Consider the following 17,289-nt stretch of genomic DNA (forward strand, 5'->3'; position numbering starts at 1 on the left):
GCCGCCAGCGTTCGTCCTGAGCCAGGATCAAACTCTCCAAATTGGTATTTAGAAAGAGCGATTGCTCATTTTGAAACATCTGACGAGAATGGTTATATTCTCTAATTTGGATCTCACCGAAGTGATTTCCCACTCACTCGTTGTTCAGTTTTCAAAGATCAATGTCTCATCTTTTGTCGTTGATGTTTGTCTCAGCAGCGACCTTTATAATATATCACAGCACCCTTGTTTCAGTCAAGCGTTTTTTTAATTTCTTTTTTCGCTTTAGCTTCCAGCAGGTGATCCGAAGATCTCCTGTCCAAAGGGCCGAGACTTAATGTATCATGAATCAGGAGCCTTCGTCAACCTCTAAAACAAAGTTAATTTTAATCCCAATAACAGCGCCACTCCCGGCAGCCCAAGAATGGTTACAGCACCTATGGTTGTAGAGTTAAGCGGAATGTGCAGATCGCTTACTACTCCTGAGAAATTAACGATATAAATCCCGAGCGCCGCCAGTATAAGATGGGTTCCAAATACACTCAGCCAAGCCAACCCCAGTCTTTTCCTGAATACAATCAGGACCAGCAGCGCTGAAGATATAATCAGCACACTTATTGCAACAGTTCTTAGCATCGTTCTCCTCCTCGCTGACTCAGTCTGTTCATACTTGCAGCCGGCTCCGGTTAAGCCCCAGCCGCTTGGCATCCTTAAGGTGTATCTGATATTTACGCTCAGCCGCCTCCAGGATATAGATTGCATAGTCAATCTGATCCTGGCCCAGAGCCTCATCAAACATCAGGTAAGCCCGCTCCCATTCAGACTGCGCTTTACGCACCTCCTGGTATACTGTCCCCCATTCCTCTTCCGTCTGCACTGCCTTTTCCTTATCCGTATTCCCGCTCAACCACTTGGTACTCCACCAACCCATTGCAATCCCTCCTAAGATATATGAATAACTGCAGATGCAACCGGTGATTCACACCCGTTAATCTCATACATATCGGAATAGGGACAAACTTAGAACCGGGAGAAGGGGCTTAGCAGAACTTTTAGCAGAATATCAGCGGCTCTCCGGGAAATAAAAAAGGAGCCCGAGGGCTCCCTACACTTATAATACAACTGCAAAGCACTCAGAACAGCTCACGACGGCCTTCCAGCGCCTTCGACAGGGTTACCTCGTCCGCATACTCAAGATCGCCGCCTACAGGCAAGCCATGGGCTATCCTGGTGATCTTGATCTCAAAGGGACGGACAAGACGCGAGATATACATGGCAGTGGCTTCCCCTTCAATGTTGGGGTTGGTAGCCATAATCAGCTCCTTCACCCGCTCATCGCTGAGTCTGGTCAGCAGCTCCTTCAGCCTTATATCATCCGGCCCTATGCCTTCCATCGGCGAAATTGCACCCTGGAGCACATGATAATAGCCGTCAAATTCCTTGGTTCGTTCGATAGCCACCAGATCCTTCGAGTCCTGAACCACACAGATTACCGAAGCATCGCGGGTTTTGTCCTGGCAGATCCGGCACGGGTCGGTATCCGTTATGTTGCAGCAGACCGAGCAATAATGAAGATTACGCTTGACGCTGACCAGGGCTTTGGCGAAATCAATCACCTCGTCCTCCTTCATGTTCAACACATGAAAGGCCAGCCGGGCAGCTGTCTTCGGGCCAATCCCGGGCAAACGTGTAAAAGCTTCTATTAGCTTGGCTAGCGGTTCTGGATAATACAAAGTATCGGTTCTCCTTTGGCAGGGAGTGGAGTAAGCCTAGAACAAGCCAGGAATCTTCATTCCGCCTGTGAATTTACCCATATCGTTGTTCGCCAACTCTTCTGCCTGGGTAAGAGCATCATTAACAGCAGTGATCACCAGATCCTGCAGCATTTCGATATCCTCCGGATCTACAACCTCCGGTTTGATCTGAATGGACAGCAATTTCTTGTGTCCGTTCACCTGAACGGTAACCACGCCGCCGCCGGAAGAACCTTCAATCGTCTTACTGCCCAGCTCTTCCTGGGCTTTGAGCATCTGCTCCTGCATTTTTTTAACCTGCTTCATCATTTGGTTCATATTATTCATAGATCATCTCTCCTTTGGGATGCGCATCTTCGCGCTGATAGCTGAATCCTTATTCTTTTATGACAACAAGGTCTTCTCCAAAGAGCTGGATCGCCTCATCAATCCATGGTTCGGACTTGCCTTCGCCGCTCTCGTGCTCATGCTCCAGACGCAGCTCCTCTGTTCCGGCCGAAGCCGCGGATTTCGTCGCAGCTTCATTCCAGTCACGCATCATCATAGTTACCAGCCGGAATGGCTTACCCAGCTTGGCATTCATTACGTTCTCGATGACCTGCCGGTTCGCAGGCTTCTCGGTAGTATCCCGGTGAATGGTATTCTTAAAAGCAACCAGCACGGCATCTTCCATCACCGCCACCGGCTCACCGTCCACAAACCACGCATGTACCGTGACCTTCTCTTCCTTCACACCCTGAAGAACAAGACTCCACTGCTTATAGACCGCGCTAAAATCAGGACTGTCCTTACCCGCAATAAACTTATCCAGCTGCGGGGGAAGCTTAGAGGCCGAGGATACGCGCGGAGCGCTTGGCGGGGCAGTGCGCTGCGCTGCCTGCTCACGCCCGCCGCCGGCAACTCCGCCGGCTTGAATAGCCTGCTCCAGCTTCTTCTCCAGCGCGGCAATCTGCGCTCTGAGCTGATCCAGCTCAACGGACTGTACCTGCGGAGAACCATTCGCAGCTGCAGGTGCGGCTGCATTCACTGCCGGATCGCCTACAGAGGGAGCAGCAGCATCCTGCGGACCGCTGCACAGCTTCATCAGCGCTACCTCGAATATGGTCTGCGGATGTGTAGCATACTTCATCTCTCCCAGATAACGGCTCAGCGTCTCCACAATCAGGAATAAGCGGTCACGGGTAAAGGCCTTAGCCATATCGCGGAAATCTGCCGGATTCAGCACGCGGTCCGTTAGCTGATCCGCTCCAGGCACCATCTTGATCATCAGTAAATCGCGGAAATAATACAGAAGATTCTCCAGGCACTTATCTGCGCTCTTACCCTCATGCATCATCTGCTCCACAAGCTCAAGCAGCTGCCCCATGTCACTCTCAAGAATAGCATTCGCCAGACGCGCGAACTGCTCGGAGGGGATGCCCCCGGTCATTCCCAGCACCTGCTGATAGGTCACATTCCCATCTGTAAAGGATGAGATCTGATCCAGGATGCTGAGCGCATCCCGCATTCCCCCGTCAGACAGGCGGGCGATATACTGGAGCGCATCTGCATCTGCTGTAATGCCTTCCTTCTGGCAAATCTCGGTCAGGCGGCCCGTCTGTTCCTCCAGTGAGACCCGGCGGAAGTCAAACCGCTGGCAACGCGAGATAATCGTAGCCGGAAGCTTGTGCGGCTCGGTAGTCGCCAGTATAAACATCACATGCTGCGGAGGCTCTTCGAGCGTCTTCAGCAGAGCATTGAATGCCTCTGTTGTCAGCATATGCACTTCATCAATAATATACACTTTACGGCGTACTTCGGTAGGTGCATATTTCACCTTATCCCGCAGATCGCGAATCTCTTCAACGCCCCGGTTGGATGCCGCATCAATCTCCTGAACGTCCATGATGTTGCCTGCCGTAATCCGCAGGCAGGACGGACATTCATTGCAGGGCTCAGGACCCGGGCCCCGCTCGCAATTGACTGCCTTGGCCAATACCTTGGCCGCACTCGTCTTACCGGTTCCCCGCGGTCCGCTGAACAGATAGGCATGCGAAACCCGTTGTTCACGGATCGCATTCTGCAGCGTCTGGATAATATGCTGCTGCCCTACCATATCTTGAAACGACTGCGGCCGCCAGGCACGGTACAGCGCGATATGTTCCACTATGCATTACCCTCTCTCAGGCTGCCGCTTTCCGGCATTTGTCGCTAATTTATTATACTATATTCCCAAGTCTTTGACCAAGCAGAAGCGGCTCACCGTCCGAAAGGTAAGGATATTAGCCAGAGCGGGAATAATATCTCATAACCTAGGATACCTAGAAAAACAAAAAGCATCTTTGCTTGTAGCAAAGACGCTATCATCATCCTTATTTAAACCGTGCACCTGTTATTGATGGCTGCGATCCAAGCGGTAACCCTACAAAACTGCTCGGGCTAGGCCACCCTCCGGCACAAGAGCAAACTCGCTTATGGCTGCTTCCTTCCGGACCTGACCAGGTTCACAAGCACTCATTGCGGAGGACCCAACCGTCAACACAGCCCATAGGAACCAAGGCCTCACATCGACAGCACCTCTAACAGGAATTCAACCTCGCTACAGCGGATTGCGAGTTACAGGGCACCGCTACCTCCCCGTCTAGCACGGCGAAGATAAGTATAGCTTACGGACAGGCAAAAATCAACTATGCAATATCAGACACCGTATTTCTTCTTGAATCTGTCCACACGGCCGCCGGCATCCATGAACTTCTGCTTGCCGGTGAAGAACGGGTGACAGCTTGAGCAAATTTCGACGCGAAGCTCCTGTACTGTCGAGCCGGCTTCAAACGTGTTGCCGCAAGCGCAGGTTACCTTCGTTACATTGTACTTGGGTTGAATGGTTGTTTGCATATGAAATCTCACCTCTCACGCCCTAAGCCTCATGCGGGCCTAGAGTTATATGATTACGCAAGCTACATTCTAGCATGCAAGGCCCAGGCTCTGCAATAGGCCTGCCATTCTTAAAATAATAAGGCCTAAAGCTGCACTCTGCGCTGCTTGGCACGGGCCAGCTCAGCAGGGGGGACATGGGTAAAGGAACCAATCACAACCTCCGGGAGCTCCTCACGGAAGATCTCCAGCATGGTCTTCATGCCAAGGATCTCACCCCGTGCAGGGGGAATAAGCTCCAGATAGCTCTCCGGGTCAATATTGAGATTACGCATCTGAATGAGCTTAAGATCTGTACGTCTGACGAACTCCACCATCGCTTCAATCTCTTCCTCACGGTCTGTAACCCCCGGGAAAATCAAATAGTTAATGGAGGTGTATACGCCTTGTGAGGCAGCGTACTTCAGCGACTTCTCCACGTTAGCCAGCGTATACCCGCGAGGCTTGTAATAGGCGTTATAATGGTCATCCAGCGCACTGATGGTACTAACCCGCATCAGATCAAGACCGGCATCGACAATGCCGCGGATATGATCGCTTAAGCCGGCATTGGTGTTAATATTGATATAGCCCATATCCGTAATGGACCGGACTTCACGGATAGATTCAATAATCAGCTTCGCCTGCGTAGAAGGCTCACCTTCACAGCCCTGTCCAAAGCTGACAATGGATTCCGGCGTCTTCAGGTGCTCCAGCATCACTTGCGATACTTCGTTCACTGCCGGACGGAAGCTCATCCGTGTCTGCGGGGACACAAACCCGCTGTCATCGGGCTGTTCAGAGATACAACCGAAGCAGCCGGCGTTGCAGGAGTATGAGACCGGAACAGCGCCTTCCCAGCGGCCGAGGAAGGTATTGGACGAGGTTAAGCATTCATATTCCAGCGCGCAGTTGGACAAGTGATTATACAGACGGTTCTCCGGGTATTTGGCAGTCAGTTCGCCCACACCGTTCTTCACATCGTCCCGGTCGCAGTTAAGCGGGTTCCACTGCTCCGGATCATCCGTAAGATCAGCCGCCACATAGAATCCGCCGTCCTTCCATACTACAGCGGAATATCCGAAGAGCGGAAGCTTGTAGGTCTTGTCTGTCTTGACGTAACCGGGAAGGCACAGGCGGGTGTATCCCTGCGGCAGCAAGGCTCCGACAGCCTGCGAACCTGCCGGCAGGGGCAGCATCTCGCCGGTCTCCGGATTCATCCCAATCGCCCGGGTGCTCGGGAGCCCGACCAGCGTGGCCCCCTCAGGCAGCGGAACCAGCTCTTCCTCCAGTATCTCAACGATCATATCGCCACTACGGGCCAGGGCATACAGCTCGGGATGATCATATACGTTTCCTTGTTCGTCGGCATATACCAAATACATGTTATTCTCCTCTTGTTATCTATTCTCAGGTAGTCGGCACAGTAGGCGCCTTGGGACGCGTGGTGCGGCGGGCAGACGAGCCGCTGTTCGAGGTACCACCTTTGCTGGCCGTACCGCTTGCTGACGAGGAATCCTTGCCTCCAGCCACATCGAAGGAGGCCAGGAACTCCGCATTCGTCTTGCTGTCACGCAGCTTCTTCAGGAATCCTTCTACGAAGTCATAGGATTCATTCATATTTTTACGGATCGACCAGATGGTATCCAGCTCTTCCTTGCTAAGCAATACTTCTTCACGGCGCGTACCCGAACGGCGGATATCAATAGCCGGGAAGATCCGGCGTTCAGCCAGCTTGCGGTCCAGATGGAGCTCCATGTTCCCTGTACCCTTGAATTCCTCATAAATAATATCATCCATCCGTGAGCCGGTATCAATCAGTGCGGTGGCAAGAATAGTTAAGCTGCCGCCCTCCTCCACGTTACGTGCGGAACCGAAGAAACGCTTAGGCCGATGGAACGCGGCAGGATCAATCCCTCCGCTAAGTGTCCGGCCGGATGGCGGAACTACGAGATTGTAGGCACGGGCAAGACGGGTAATGCTGTCCAGCAGAATAACGACATCCTTCTTGTGCTCTACCAGACGCAGCGCGCGCTGAAGTACAAGCTCTGCCACTTTAATATGATTCTCCGGCAGCTCGTCAAATGTCGAAGCCACTACCTCACCTTTTACCGAACGCTGCATATCCGTTACTTCCTCGGGACGTTCATCGATCAGCAGAACAAACAGTGCAATCTCGGGATTATTCGTAGAGATACTGTTGGCAATTTCTTTGAGGAGGAGCGTCTTCCCTGCTTTGGGAGGTGCTACAATCAAACCGCGCTGCCCCAGACCTACAGGAGCAAGCAAATCCATGATACGGGTCGATAAATGAGTTGGGGATGTTTCGAGCGGCAGCTTATCTTGCGGATAAAGCGGCGTAAGCGCCGGAAAATGTAACCGTTCAGCTGCAGTTGCCGGGTTCTCGCCGTTGACGGCATTCACCTGCAAGAGTCCGAAATAGCGTTCGTTCTCCTTCGGCGTCCGGCATTTCCCGGAGACCAGGTCACCGCTTCTAAGGTCGAACTTGCGGATCTGCGATGCAGAGATATAGATATCCTCCGCACTCGGCAAGTAGTTAATCGGCCGAAGGAAGCCATAGCCTTCCGGCAGAATCTCAAGCACGCCTTCCATAAACATTAGACCGCTCTGCTCTGCCTGTGCTCTAAGAATAGCGAAGATTAACTCCCGCTTCTTAAGTGTTCCGTAATAAGGAATCTGGTATTTCTTGGCGAGCTTATACAGATCGGTAAGCTTCATTTCTTCCAGATCGGAAATTTGAAGATCCATGTGCTATAACCACCTATTCAATTTGTGTATGATGAGTTCTAAACTATGAGTCTATGAAAATGCTTATTAGGATAGGATTACCCGAATTGGAAGGAGATATGCATTTAAGCAGCCGATTTCTGCCCTTGCCAATCCGGGTATTGTCATTATTCGTTCTCGCGCCAGACATCGGCTCCCAGACTGCGAAGATTACTTACGAGGTTGTCATAACCGCGGTCAATATACTCTACACCTGTCACTTCGGTGATACCTTCTTCAACAGTAAGACCGGCAATCACCAGCGCTGCGCCTGCACGGAGGTCGGCAGCCTTCACCTTGGCTGCATTGAGCCGGCCGCCTTCAATGATAGCGGAACGTCCCTCTACACGAATCTTAGCGCCCATGCGGACCAATTCAGGAACATGCTTGAACCGGTTGCTGTAGACGAAATCGCTCAGGACGCTAACGCCTTCAGCCTGAGTCAGCATGCTCGTCATTGGAGATTGCAGGTCGGTCGCGAAACCGGGATAGATCAGCGCCTTGACATCCGCGTGCTGGTACTTGGCCTTGCCGATCACCCGGATACTCTCATCCAGTTCTTCTATGTCAACTCCCATTTCCAGCAGCTTGGCAGTGAGCGCCTCCAGATGCTTGGGAATCACGTTATCAATTAAGACATTGCCCCGCGTAGCCGCTGCGGCAATCATGTAAGTTCCAGCCTGAATACGGTCAGGAATAATCGAATGACGGCAACCGTGCATTTCGTCTACGCCTTCAATCCGGATTGTTTCGGTACCGGCGCCCTTAATAACAGCGCCCATGGAGTTGAGCAGGGTAGCTACATCTATAATCTCAGGCTCTTTAGCCGCATTTTCAATAATTGTAGAGCCTTTGGCACGGGAGGCCGCGAGCATAATGTTAATAGTGGCGCCGACACTGGATACATCCAGATAGATCTTGGCACCGCGAAGTTCTTTGGCATACAGGTGAATCGAGCCATGGTCATTGGTAACAGTCGCACCAAGCGCCTCAAAGCCTTTGATATGCTGGTCAATCGGACGGGGCTCAAAATTACAGCCGCCGGGTAATCCAATGGTCGCTTCCTTAAACCGGCCCAAAAGTGCGCCCATCATATAATAAGAGGCCCGGAGCTTCTTCACCGGTCCGTTAGGCATGGGAATGGATACGATACGGGAGGGATTAATTCTCATTTGGCTGCCTGTCCATGACACGCTCGCGCCAAGCTCCTCCAGAATCTCGGAGTAAACGGCAACATCACTAAGCGCAGGCAAATTATCCAGCACAACTTCAGACTCCGCCAAAATGGCTGCAGGAATAAGCGCAATGGCGCTATTCTTTGCTCCGCTGATGGTAACAACGCCCTCTAGCGGACGTCCGCCGCCAATCATTAATTTTTCCATAAATTTATCTGGTTCCCCCTACGTGTATTGCAGCTTGTTGTGGCAATACCAGTTGTGGCTTAAGGTGACATAAGGACTGCTTGTGATTGGTGATTAGAAGAAGAAACGGCTGCGCCGCCCTTACCTGAAGGACGGCACCCGTTTCTGAGGAAAACGAAATAGCTTGTGCGGAAAAACGTTATGCGGCAGGGTGATTAGGCTTTGTTGCTGGATCCGAATTCGCGGATTTTGCCGATAACAGTCTGCTTGATAGCATCGCGGCCCGGTGCGATGAATGTACGCGGATCGTAAGCATCCGGCTTAGCAGCAAGAACTTCGCGGACAACCTTAGCGAACGCGATTTGGTTCTCAGTGTTAACGTTGATCTTGGAAGTACCCAGGGAGATGGATTTCTGAATGTCATGTACCGGGATTCCAGTACCGCCGTGAAGTACAAGCGGAAGGTTAACTGCATCGCGGATTTCTTCCATTTCCTTGAATCCAAGGTTTGGTTCGCCCAGGTAAGGACCGTGTACGGAACCCAATGCAGGAGCCAGAGTGTCGATGCCTGTTTCTTTAACAATGCGTACGCATTCGTTAAGGTCAGCGTATTGGATGCCGCCGATAACGTCATCTTCCTGTCCGCCTACAGTACCAACTTCTGCTTCTACAGAAACACCTTTAGCGTGAGCATAGTCAACAACCTTCTTGGTCATCTCAATGTTATGATCAATCGGGTGGTGGGAGCCGTCGATCATTACGGAAGTAAATCCGGCATCGATAGCTTCTTTACATTTGTCAAAGCTTGAACCGTGGTCCAAGTGGATGGCTACAGGAACGGTGATTTTCATGTCATGAATAAGACCTTCAACCATCTTAACTACTGTGTAAAAGCCGCCCATGTGACGAGCTGCGCCTTCGGATACGCCAAGGATTACCGGTGACTTCTCTTCTTCTGCTGCACCAAGAATCGCTTGCGTCCACTCCAGGTTATTGATGTTGAACTGGCCAACTGCATATTTTCCTTCAAGTGCTTTGGTCAACATGTCTGTCATAGATACTAATGGCATGGTTTCAATCCTCCTAAAATATTGGGTTGCTTATATAAGCCGACATCACATACAGGCCTATTATAGCACATCCTGTGTTAAATACTAAATAGGATACAAAAAAAATGTCCCGGTGGGACGATATTCAGCCAACCCTTTGCCGGCGGACCATTTGCTCATTTTAGCGTATCCATAACAGGATGTCCCCAAACTATAATTTCTAAGCTAGCTGCATTGATCTACTGATTTGTTGTGCAGGTGCATATTGACGGCAACACGCATCTCATCGATATCAAACGGCTTGGTAAAATGCATCAGGGCTCCCAGTTTGGTCGCTTCCTTAATCATGTCCAGCTCTCCGTAGGCCGTCATCATAATGACCTTGATCGCCGGATTAAGCTCCTTCAGATGCTTGAGAATCTCGAGTCCGTCCATCCCCGGAATTTTCATATCCAGCAAAACCATATCCGGCGATTCGTTCCTGACAATGTCCAGCGCCAATTTCCCGTTAGCTGCCTGAAAGGTGGCATAACCTTCACTATTGAATACTTCCATGAGAAGAATCCGGATTCCATTCTGATCGTCGACGATTAACACTTTTTTCTTTTCCATACGTTACCCTCCCAGAGTTTAAGGCAGATTGTCCATACCGCGCCCTCTCAACAGCTAACGGCCCCGCTTCAACTTAGTCTATACGAAACCTATTATTCGTGCTTTGCAGCCAAAATCCTGCTAATTGGCTAAAATGCGTAAATCTATGCCATATAAAGGAGGAATTCCGGCGAAAAAGCGGGAATACAGTCCCCTTGCATTCCGGGAGTTATTGTGCAAAGGGTGTTTTGTCAAAAAGAAAGCCCCCGTACCGGGAGCTCCTCACAGGCCTGTCTGGCCTATTCATTCTATAGTTACATTTGCTCGGAATGTGTAAGCGAGGCTTTGACAAATTCACGGAACAGCGGCTGCGGACGATTCGGACGGGAAGTGAATTCCGGATGGAACTGCACGGACAGGAACCACGGATGACCCGGCAGCTCCACAATCTCCACCAGACGTCCGTCAGGCGAGGTTCCCGAAATAACCAGACCTGCCTTCTCCATCTCATCACGGTACGCATTATTGAATTCATACCGGTGACGGTGACGTTCGTAGACCAGCTCATCGTCATAGCAGGACATAGCCAGGGAATCCGGCAAAAGCTTGCAAGGATACAGGCCGAGGCGCATCGTGCCGCCCATATCTTCGATATCCTTCTGCTCTGGCAGAAGGTCAATCAGCGGATGCGGAGTCGCAGGATCGATCTCGGAGCTGTTCGCTCCTGCCAGTCCCAGCATGGAACGGCCGTACTCGATGACAGACACCTGCATTCCCAGGCAAATGCCGAAGAACGGAATGGACTGCTCCCGCGCATAGCGGATGGCCGAAATCTTACCTTCGATTCCCCGGTCACCGAAGCCGCCTGGAACCAGAATCCCCCCGATGCCGCCCAGCAGCTCGTCCACATTCTCATTCGTCACCAGCTCTGCATCAACCCACCGGAGCTTCACTTCGGCATTGGAGGCAAATCCGGCATGGGACAAGGATTCAACCACGCTCAGGTAAGCATCGTGCAGCGCCACATACTTGCCGACGATGGCAATCTCAACAGTACGCTCCAGCTTCTGAATCCGCTCCAGCATGCTCTCCCATTCGCGCATATCCGGTGCAGGAGTGGTCAGCTTCAAATGATTGACAACAATCTCATCCAGACCTTCGTCGCGCAGATTCAGCGGCACTTCATAGAGCGTCGAGGCATCGCGGCATTCCACAACGGCGTTCGCATCAATATCACAGAACAGAGCCAGCTTGGCTTTCATATCGTCGGTGAGCGGATATTCCGTACGGCATACGATCACATTGGGCTGAATCCCGATGCTGCGCAGCTCCTTGACACTGTGCTGGGTCGGCTTTGTTTTCACTTCTCCGGCTGCTTTGATATAAGGAATCAGGGTTACGTGAATGTACATGACATTCTCCCGGCCGATGTCGCTCTTGATCTGACGGATGGCTTCCATGAACGGCAGACTCTCGATGTCGCCCACGGTGCCGCCGATTTCGGTAATGACTACATCGGAGCCGGTCTCACGGCCTGCACGGAAGACGCGTTCCTTGATTTCGTTCGTAATATGCGGGATAACCTGTACGGTTCCCCCTAAGTATTCCCCGCGGCGTTCTTTGCTGATGACCGAGGAATAGATTTTGCCTGTGGTTACGTTGCTGTTCTTGGACAGGTTAATGTCAATAAACCGCTCGTAATGCCCAAGGTCGAGGTCGGTCTCCGCGCCGTCATCGGTCACGAATACTTCCCCGTGCTGATAAGGACTCATTGTTCCCGGGTCCACGTTAATGTAAGGATCGAATTTCTGGATCGTTACCTTGAGCCCTCTGTTCTTGAGCAGTCTGCCCAGCGAAGCAGCGGTAATGCCTTTGCCAAGGGAAGACACAACGCCACCCGTTACGAAAATATACTTTGTCACTGTAAAACCCTCCTAAATAAAGTCCAGAAATTCAGGGGACGCTTGCCCCTTATCGTATCCCTTTTTTCCATCATCCAACCGGGGAACCCGAAAGTTGCTTCCACCCGCCAAAATTCAAGGCCGGCAGCCTGGAAATCGCGGAAAACCGCAGCTTCTTGGCATACAAATTAAGCGAAGCCTATTCCTTCTTATCTTGTAAAAAAACAAAAAAGTGACACCCGTAGACCCGGGGCACTTTTTATTTTAGAAAACAATATTAACTTTCATTATAAGCCCATGCAATAGTTTACTCTGAGCGTCCCGCCCCTGTCAAGGGAGGAATTGCGCGCTGCAAAGACTGTTCTAAAATTTATCTTCCTCGTCCTCATCGTCGGCATCGTCTTCTTCGCCGTCTTCGGAATCTTCATCATCCGATTCGTCTTCGTCAATGTCGTCTTCATCGATGACCACATCTTCGTCAACTTCCTCTTCGCTGTCGTCGTCGGAATAGAGGTCGTCGCGATCTTCGTCAATCGCATCGAAATCCTCTTCCTCGGCAGCATAATTCTCTTCTTCATCAGTGAAGTCGTCATCTTCCAGATCGTCGTCTTCGTCGTTGATAATCCGCACACGCTTGGTGTTGCCGACAGGGTCATCGGAGCGTTCGAGCGGGTACCAGCGCTTCAACCCCCACAGGTTGGTTCCGACACAGGCAAAACGTCCGTCAATATTAATCTCGGTATATAGCTGGGCGATCGTATCTTGGCTCTCTTGATCGGTCAACCCGCGCAGCTTGGCAACCTCCACCATCAGATCACGGTAGTAGTAAGGCGTATTGGCTGCCTTAAGCACCAGGAAGGCCAGGTCTACCATCGGCATTTCTTTTACTTTCTCAGGGTCCAGCTTTAAATTGAGTGGCGTACTCACTAAAGGACACTTCCTCTCACGCATTGTTCACATTCAATCATGCTTCATTCATGATATCCATTAACAAAACTAAGTAAAACCTATTTGCGGGTAAATTGCAAGTCTATTGCAGCAAGATCAGGGAAACAGATTCTGCGGTCCTGCCGCTGGAAGAAAGCTTGTCCGCCTGGACAGGGCAATAAATGGGATGAGCATGTTGAGACTTATACAAGTGGAAACGGCTTTACTGTCCTAATTAAAGGACGGTACCGTTTCAACTGGAAATAGAAAGATAAATTATCGTGTGAAACCTATAATTTCTTATATTTTTCCCATAAAGGCGGAGGGGTTACCCCTCCGCGCATGACTGTATCCACGCCAAGGATCGGCTCCTTACGGGATGTTGCAGGGCGCCTCGCGGTTCCCTCTGTTTATTTTATGTAAACTCCAGCCTTTTGACACGATGGGCAGCCTATTTCGTTAAAAAAGGGCAAGTTCCCATTCGGACGCCATCCCCCTTTCATACAATATGGCAGCACGGCACCGAGGAGGGGACGGCGTAACCTATGGATTATTACGGATTTTGGCAGATGCTGCTTGAAGAAATGAAGGCTGCCTCCAAAAGTGCACCACGGCACATTGTGACCTTCAACGACCCCCGCATGTATGCCGGCGCCTTGTCGCAGTGGAAATCTCTGAAGAGTAAAAAGCCTGGCCTGCGGCAGGTTCAGGTCTCTACGCTGATCCGGGCTTTTTTCGTGCCCGCCGCCGGAGCAGAGCGGCTGATGGACCGTTATGCAGATTCCCTCAGTATAGAAGAAGACCACCGGATTAAGGTTCACTCGCCCCTGGCGGACAAAAGCGGTTCCGCCCTGATGCCCTGGGGGATCAGGGCCATCCGTGCTCCGCAGGCCTGGTCCAGATCGACCGGCGTCCATGTGAAGATCGGCGTCATCGATACGGGCGTCGATTTCCGCCACCCCGATCTCCGGCATTCTCTGGCCTCCGGGGTCAACCTGCTGAACCGCGGCATGATGCCGCTGGATGACAACGGCCACGGCACGCATATTGCCGGCACCCTGGCGGCGGCCGGGGGCGCGCGCAACATGATGGGCGTAGCCCCCCGGGCGCTGCTCTATCCGGTCAAGGCCTTCGACCACAACGGCTCCGCTTATGTGTCGGATATTGTCCTTGGCATCGATTGGTGCGTACAGAACAAAATCGATATCATTAACATGAGCTTCGGGATGAGGAACCGGAGCAAGGCTCTGCATGATGTGGTGATCAAGGCCTACCGGGCCGGGATTGCCATCATCGCTTCCGCCGGCAACGACGGCAAGCGCGGCGGGGATTACCCCGCGCGCTATCCGGAGACGATTGCCGTAGGCGCCCTTGACAGAAGGCAGCGCGTCGCAGCCTTCAGCAACCGCGGACCGTACATCGATGTGTACGGTCCGGGCGAGGGCATCCCCTCCTGCTGGCTGCGGGAGGGGTACAAGGAAATGAGCGGCACCTCCATGGCGACCTCGCATGTCACCGGTGCCGCGGCCCTGCTGCTCGCGCTGCGGCCGGGGCTGTCGCCCCGCGAGCTGAAGCTGCTCTTGCGCCGCACCGCCTCGCCGGTGCGGCTGCGTAAGGGCCAGCGCCGCGCATCGCTGGGCGGCGGCGCGGCCGATGCGCTGCGGCTGCTGCGCGTAGGCATCCGGGCCCGGCGCGGCAACGGCAGCGCCGCTAGCGCCGCAGGCAGCGGAGCCGGTGGCAGCGGCGGAAGCAGCAGCGGGGCGAAGGCCGCTGCGGCGGCAAAGGCGTAAGGTACAGTGGCATAATGAGATCAAAAAGCGCCGCCCCCAGAAAATAGGGGCGGCGCTTTCCAAGTATAGTTACATCCGGTCCGGTGCGGTAACACCAACCAGCCGCAGGACATTGGCAATGGCCGTCCGTGCAGCGCCCAGCAGGGCAAGGCGGGCTACTGTCTGAGCGGCATCCTCAGTGATTACGCGCTCTGCCTTGTAGTAGCTGTGGAACAGCGAAGCCAGGTCGTATACATAGCGGACCAGGCGGTGCGGTGCATAGCCCTCGGCGGCAATGGTAATCTCCGCAGGCAGTTCACCGATTTTGCGGAGCAGATCATATTCATGTACGGCAGTCAGCTTGCTGTAATCAATCTGGGCTGCATCCGGCACTACAATCCCTTGCTCCTCCGCTTGGCGGAATATGCTGCAAATCCGCGCATGTGCGTATTGTACATAGAATACAGGGTTCTCATTGGATGTCGAAATCGCCAGATCCATGTCAAAGTCCAGATGCGAATCCATGCTGCGCATGGTGAAGAAGTAACGGATTGCGTCGATTCCGACTTCCTCCATCAGGTCTTCCATCGTGACGGCTTTGCCGGTACGCTTGGACATCTTGACCTTCTCGCCGTCCTGGAACAGGCTGACCATCTGGGCGATCAGCACTACGAGCTTCTCGGGATCATTGCCGAGCGCCGCCATGGCCGCCTTCATCCGTGGAATGTAGCCGTGGTGGTCGGCTCCCCAGATGTTGATCATCGTGTCGTAGCCGCGGCCGTATTTGTCGCTGTGATAGGCGATATCCGGTGTGAGGTACGTATACGTGCCATCGTTCTTGATCAGCACGCGGTCTTTATCATCGCCGTATTTGGTGGTCGCAAGCCAGGTGGCGCCTTCCTTCTCATAGACTTCTCCGCGCTCGCGGAGCTCATCCAGTGAACGCAGCACTTCTCCGTTCTCATAGAGGGAGGTTTCACTGAACCAGATATCGAAGTTAACCCGGAACCGGCTGAGGTCGCGTTTGATTTTGTCCAGCTCCTTGGCAAGCCCGTAGGTACGGAAGAATGCCGCCCGGTCGCCCGGTGTCATAGCCAGCAGAGAATCGCCCTTCTCCGCCACCAGCTCCTTGGCGAAGCCCTTGATGTCCTCTCCATGATAACCGTCCTCCGGCATCTCGGCCGGCTGGCCCAGCTCCTGCAGGTACCGGGTCTCGATGGATTTGCACAGATTGGCGACCTGGTTGCCGGCATCATTAATGTAGTATTCCCGGGTCACGTTGTAACCGGCATAATCCAGCACGTTGCACAGGGCATCGCCGACCGCAGCCCCGCGGGCATGTCCCAGATGAAGGCTGCCGGTAGGGTTCGCGCTGACGAACTCCATTTCTACACGCTTGCCCTGGCCTATGTTCACACGGCCATAACCGTCACCCTGCTCGGCCACAAGTGCGATCACGGGGTAGAGATAGCTTTTGGACAAAGTGAAGTTAATGAAGCCCGGTCCGGCAATCTCCGCCTTCTCAATAGAAGCGCGGCCCGTATCCAGATGCTCTATAATCGCCTCGGCGATCTGCCGGGGGTTACGCTTAGCAATCTTGGTCAGCTGCATCGCAGCATTCGTAGCCATATCTCCATGGGCCTTGTCCTTCGGTACTTCCAGCACAATGGCCGGCAGCTCTTCGCGGGACACCAGACCTGCGGCTACTACCGCATCGGCGATGGCCTCCTTTACCCGTTCATGGGCAAGCTGGAGCGGATTTAAAGATTGTGTCATGATTGTGGTTCCTCCTGTATATTCAAACTTATAGCGAACTGTCCTGATATTTCCCCGTATACGTAGAGATCATATTCCCATGAAACGGCAAGCGATCTTCCTTCGCGCTTGATGTCCAGTGTCTTCGTGTCTGTGGTGAGATTGAACTGTGTATAAGGCGAGCGGTAGAATCCGGGCAGCGGTTGCCCCAGCTCAAAGGACTGCTCCGACTGGACAGCGCCATGGCGGATAAGCTTGATTCTGCCCTCTGAAATCTTCAGTGTGTTGCGTACCACAACTGCTGCGCCTTCGGGCGCGGTCTGCTGCTCTTCATAAATGATGTACAGCGCCTGCCCCTTGGCAATAGCCTCTCCTGCAGCATGTACCACACTACGCTCTGTGCCCTGCACACTCTCCAGCGTTACCGAAACGCCGTATTTGCCTTGCGGTCCTTCAGTCATCACATGTTCCCCGCTTATTCGTACTTGTAATCATAGAGGTCATATTCGCTTTCCCATTGTACA

Annotated in this window: 16 protein-coding genes and 1 other RNA gene; 1 reads left to right on the top strand and 16 read right to left on the bottom strand. The window is 52.7% G+C overall.

Translation table 11 applies throughout. The features are described 5' to 3' along the window. Nucleotides 1-348: 348 nt before the first annotated feature. The 14 genes from J2Z70_RS31475 to rpoE form a co-directional block, all read right to left on the bottom strand. Entirely contained in the window at nucleotides 349-615 is a 267-nt protein-coding gene (locus J2Z70_RS31475) for a pro-sigmaK processing inhibitor BofA family protein (RefSeq protein ID WP_209879477.1), read from the bottom strand. A gap of 28 nt (nucleotides 616-643) precedes the next feature. Continuing rightward, entirely contained in the window at nucleotides 644-910 is a 267-nt protein-coding gene (locus tag J2Z70_RS31480) for a DUF2508 family protein (protein WP_209879481.1), read from the bottom strand. Nucleotides 911-1,112: 202 nt separating this feature from the next. Then, the gene (gene recR / locus J2Z70_RS31485) at nucleotides 1,113-1,712 is read right to left on the bottom strand and encodes a recombination mediator RecR (protein ID WP_036698882.1); all 600 of its coding nucleotides are present in this window, start codon (nucleotides 1,710-1,712) and stop codon (nucleotides 1,113-1,115) included. Nucleotides 1,713-1,748: 36 nt separating this feature from the next. Continuing rightward, nucleotides 1,749-2,060, bottom strand: a complete 312-nt coding sequence (locus tag J2Z70_RS31490; RefSeq protein WP_036698884.1) for a YbaB/EbfC family nucleoid-associated protein — start codon at nucleotides 2,058-2,060, stop codon at nucleotides 1,749-1,751. Between the two features lie 49 nt (nucleotides 2,061-2,109). Beyond that, nucleotides 2,110-3,879 carry a DNA polymerase III subunit gamma/tau gene (gene dnaX, locus J2Z70_RS31495; RefSeq protein WP_209879484.1) on the bottom strand — a complete coding sequence of 590 codons (1,770 nt, stop codon included), beginning with the start codon at nucleotides 3,877-3,879 and terminating at the stop codon, nucleotides 2,110-2,112. Between the two features lie 214 nt (nucleotides 3,880-4,093). Next, nucleotides 4,094-4,362: signal recognition particle sRNA large type (gene ffs / locus J2Z70_RS31500), an RNA gene on the bottom strand. 47 nt (nucleotides 4,363-4,409) lie between these two features. After that, nucleotides 4,410-4,607, bottom strand: coding sequence for a 50S ribosomal protein L31 (gene rpmE / locus J2Z70_RS31505; protein ID WP_209879487.1), 198 nt, complete (start codon nucleotides 4,605-4,607; stop codon nucleotides 4,410-4,412). A 125-nt stretch (nucleotides 4,608-4,732) separates the two neighbouring features. Next, nucleotides 4,733-6,010 carry a radical SAM family protein gene (locus J2Z70_RS31510; RefSeq protein ID WP_036724458.1) on the bottom strand — a complete coding sequence of 426 codons (1,278 nt, stop codon included), beginning with the start codon at nucleotides 6,008-6,010 and terminating at the stop codon, nucleotides 4,733-4,735. A 25-nt stretch (nucleotides 6,011-6,035) separates the two neighbouring features. Continuing rightward, on the bottom strand, nucleotides 6,036-7,394 hold the full coding sequence (gene rho, locus J2Z70_RS31515; RefSeq protein WP_036724456.1) for a transcription termination factor Rho: 1,359 nt from the start codon (nucleotides 7,392-7,394) through the stop codon (nucleotides 6,036-6,038). 146 nt (nucleotides 7,395-7,540) lie between these two features. Beyond that, on the bottom strand, nucleotides 7,541-8,794 hold the full coding sequence (locus J2Z70_RS31520) for a UDP-N-acetylglucosamine 1-carboxyvinyltransferase (RefSeq protein WP_036724455.1): 1,254 nt from the start codon (nucleotides 8,792-8,794) through the stop codon (nucleotides 7,541-7,543). A gap of 194 nt (nucleotides 8,795-8,988) precedes the next feature. Beyond that, nucleotides 8,989-9,843 carry a class II fructose-1,6-bisphosphate aldolase gene (gene fba / locus J2Z70_RS31525; protein WP_036724454.1) on the bottom strand — a complete coding sequence of 285 codons (855 nt, stop codon included), beginning with the start codon at nucleotides 9,841-9,843 and terminating at the stop codon, nucleotides 8,989-8,991. A 204-nt stretch (nucleotides 9,844-10,047) separates the two neighbouring features. Next, entirely contained in the window at nucleotides 10,048-10,434 is a 387-nt protein-coding gene (locus J2Z70_RS31530; RefSeq protein ID WP_036698896.1) for a response regulator, read from the bottom strand. Between the two features lie 293 nt (nucleotides 10,435-10,727). After that, complete coding sequence (locus J2Z70_RS31535; protein ID WP_209879490.1) at nucleotides 10,728-12,335, bottom strand: CTP synthase; 1,608 nt, start codon at nucleotides 12,333-12,335, stop codon at nucleotides 10,728-10,730. A gap of 342 nt (nucleotides 12,336-12,677) precedes the next feature. Beyond that, nucleotides 12,678-13,241 (bottom strand): DNA-directed RNA polymerase subunit delta, encoded by a 564-nt coding sequence (gene rpoE, locus J2Z70_RS31540; RefSeq protein WP_036724449.1) that lies wholly within the window; start codon nucleotides 13,239-13,241, stop codon nucleotides 12,678-12,680. Nucleotides 13,242-13,786: 545 nt separating this feature from the next. On the opposite strand from rpoE, the gene J2Z70_RS31545 reads away from it, so the two are divergent. After that, a complete protein-coding gene (locus J2Z70_RS31545; RefSeq protein WP_209879494.1) occupies nucleotides 13,787-15,031 on the top strand; it encodes a S8 family peptidase in 1,245 nt (414 codons plus the stop codon). Between the two features lie 69 nt (nucleotides 15,032-15,100). On the opposite strand, the gene argS is transcribed toward J2Z70_RS31545, so the two are convergent. Both argS and J2Z70_RS31555 read right to left on the bottom strand, forming a co-directional pair. Then, nucleotides 15,101-16,786: an arginine--tRNA ligase gene (gene argS / locus J2Z70_RS31550; RefSeq protein ID WP_036724447.1), complete on the bottom strand. Its 1,686-nt coding sequence runs from the start codon at nucleotides 16,784-16,786 to the stop codon at nucleotides 15,101-15,103. Then, nucleotides 16,783-17,226, bottom strand: a complete 444-nt coding sequence (locus tag J2Z70_RS31555; RefSeq protein ID WP_036724444.1) for a YwiB family protein — start codon at nucleotides 17,224-17,226, stop codon at nucleotides 16,783-16,785. Before J2Z70_RS31555 ends, argS begins: the two co-directional genes overlap by 4 nt. Nucleotides 17,227-17,289 lie beyond the last annotated feature (63 nt).

Source organism: Paenibacillus silagei, from assembly GCF_017874735.1.
In the GTDB taxonomy this organism is placed as follows: domain Bacteria; phylum Bacillota; class Bacilli; order Paenibacillales; family Paenibacillaceae; genus Paenibacillus_AQ; species Paenibacillus_AQ silagei.

Bases quoted from the DNA above. Each gene is read 5' to 3' on its own strand.
- J2Z70_RS31510 (WP_036724458.1), bottom strand. From the start codon at position 6,010: ATGTATTTGGTATATGCCGACGAACAAGGAAACGTATATGATCATCCC.
- J2Z70_RS31520 (WP_036724455.1), bottom strand. From the start codon at position 8,794: ATGGAAAAATTAATGATTGGCGGCGGACGTCCGCTAGAGGGCGTTGTT.
- rpmE (WP_209879487.1), bottom strand. From the start codon at position 4,607: ATGCAAACAACCATTCAACCCAAGTACAATGTAACGAAGGTAACCTGC.
- fba (WP_036724454.1), bottom strand. From the start codon at position 9,843: ATGCCATTAGTATCTATGACAGACATGTTGACCAAAGCACTTGAAGGA.
- J2Z70_RS31530 (WP_036698896.1), bottom strand. From the start codon at position 10,434: ATGGAAAAGAAAAAAGTGTTAATCGTCGACGATCAGAATGGAATCCGG.
- J2Z70_RS31545 (WP_209879494.1), top strand. From the start codon at position 13,787: ATGGATTATTACGGATTTTGGCAGATGCTGCTTGAAGAAATGAAGGCT.
- J2Z70_RS31480 (WP_209879481.1), bottom strand. From the start codon at position 910: ATGGGTTGGTGGAGTACCAAGTGGTTGAGCGGGAATACGGATAAGGAA.
- argS (WP_036724447.1), bottom strand. From the start codon at position 16,786: ATGACACAATCTTTAAATCCGCTCCAGCTTGCCCATGAACGGGTAAAG.
- J2Z70_RS31555 (WP_036724444.1), bottom strand. From the start codon at position 17,226: ATGACTGAAGGACCGCAAGGCAAATACGGCGTTTCGGTAACGCTGGAG.
- J2Z70_RS31490 (WP_036698884.1), bottom strand. From the start codon at position 2,060: ATGAATAATATGAACCAAATGATGAAGCAGGTTAAAAAAATGCAGGAG.
- J2Z70_RS31475 (WP_209879477.1), bottom strand. From the start codon at position 615: ATGCTAAGAACTGTTGCAATAAGTGTGCTGATTATATCTTCAGCGCTG.
- rho (WP_036724456.1), bottom strand. From the start codon at position 7,394: ATGGATCTTCAAATTTCCGATCTGGAAGAAATGAAGCTTACCGATCTG.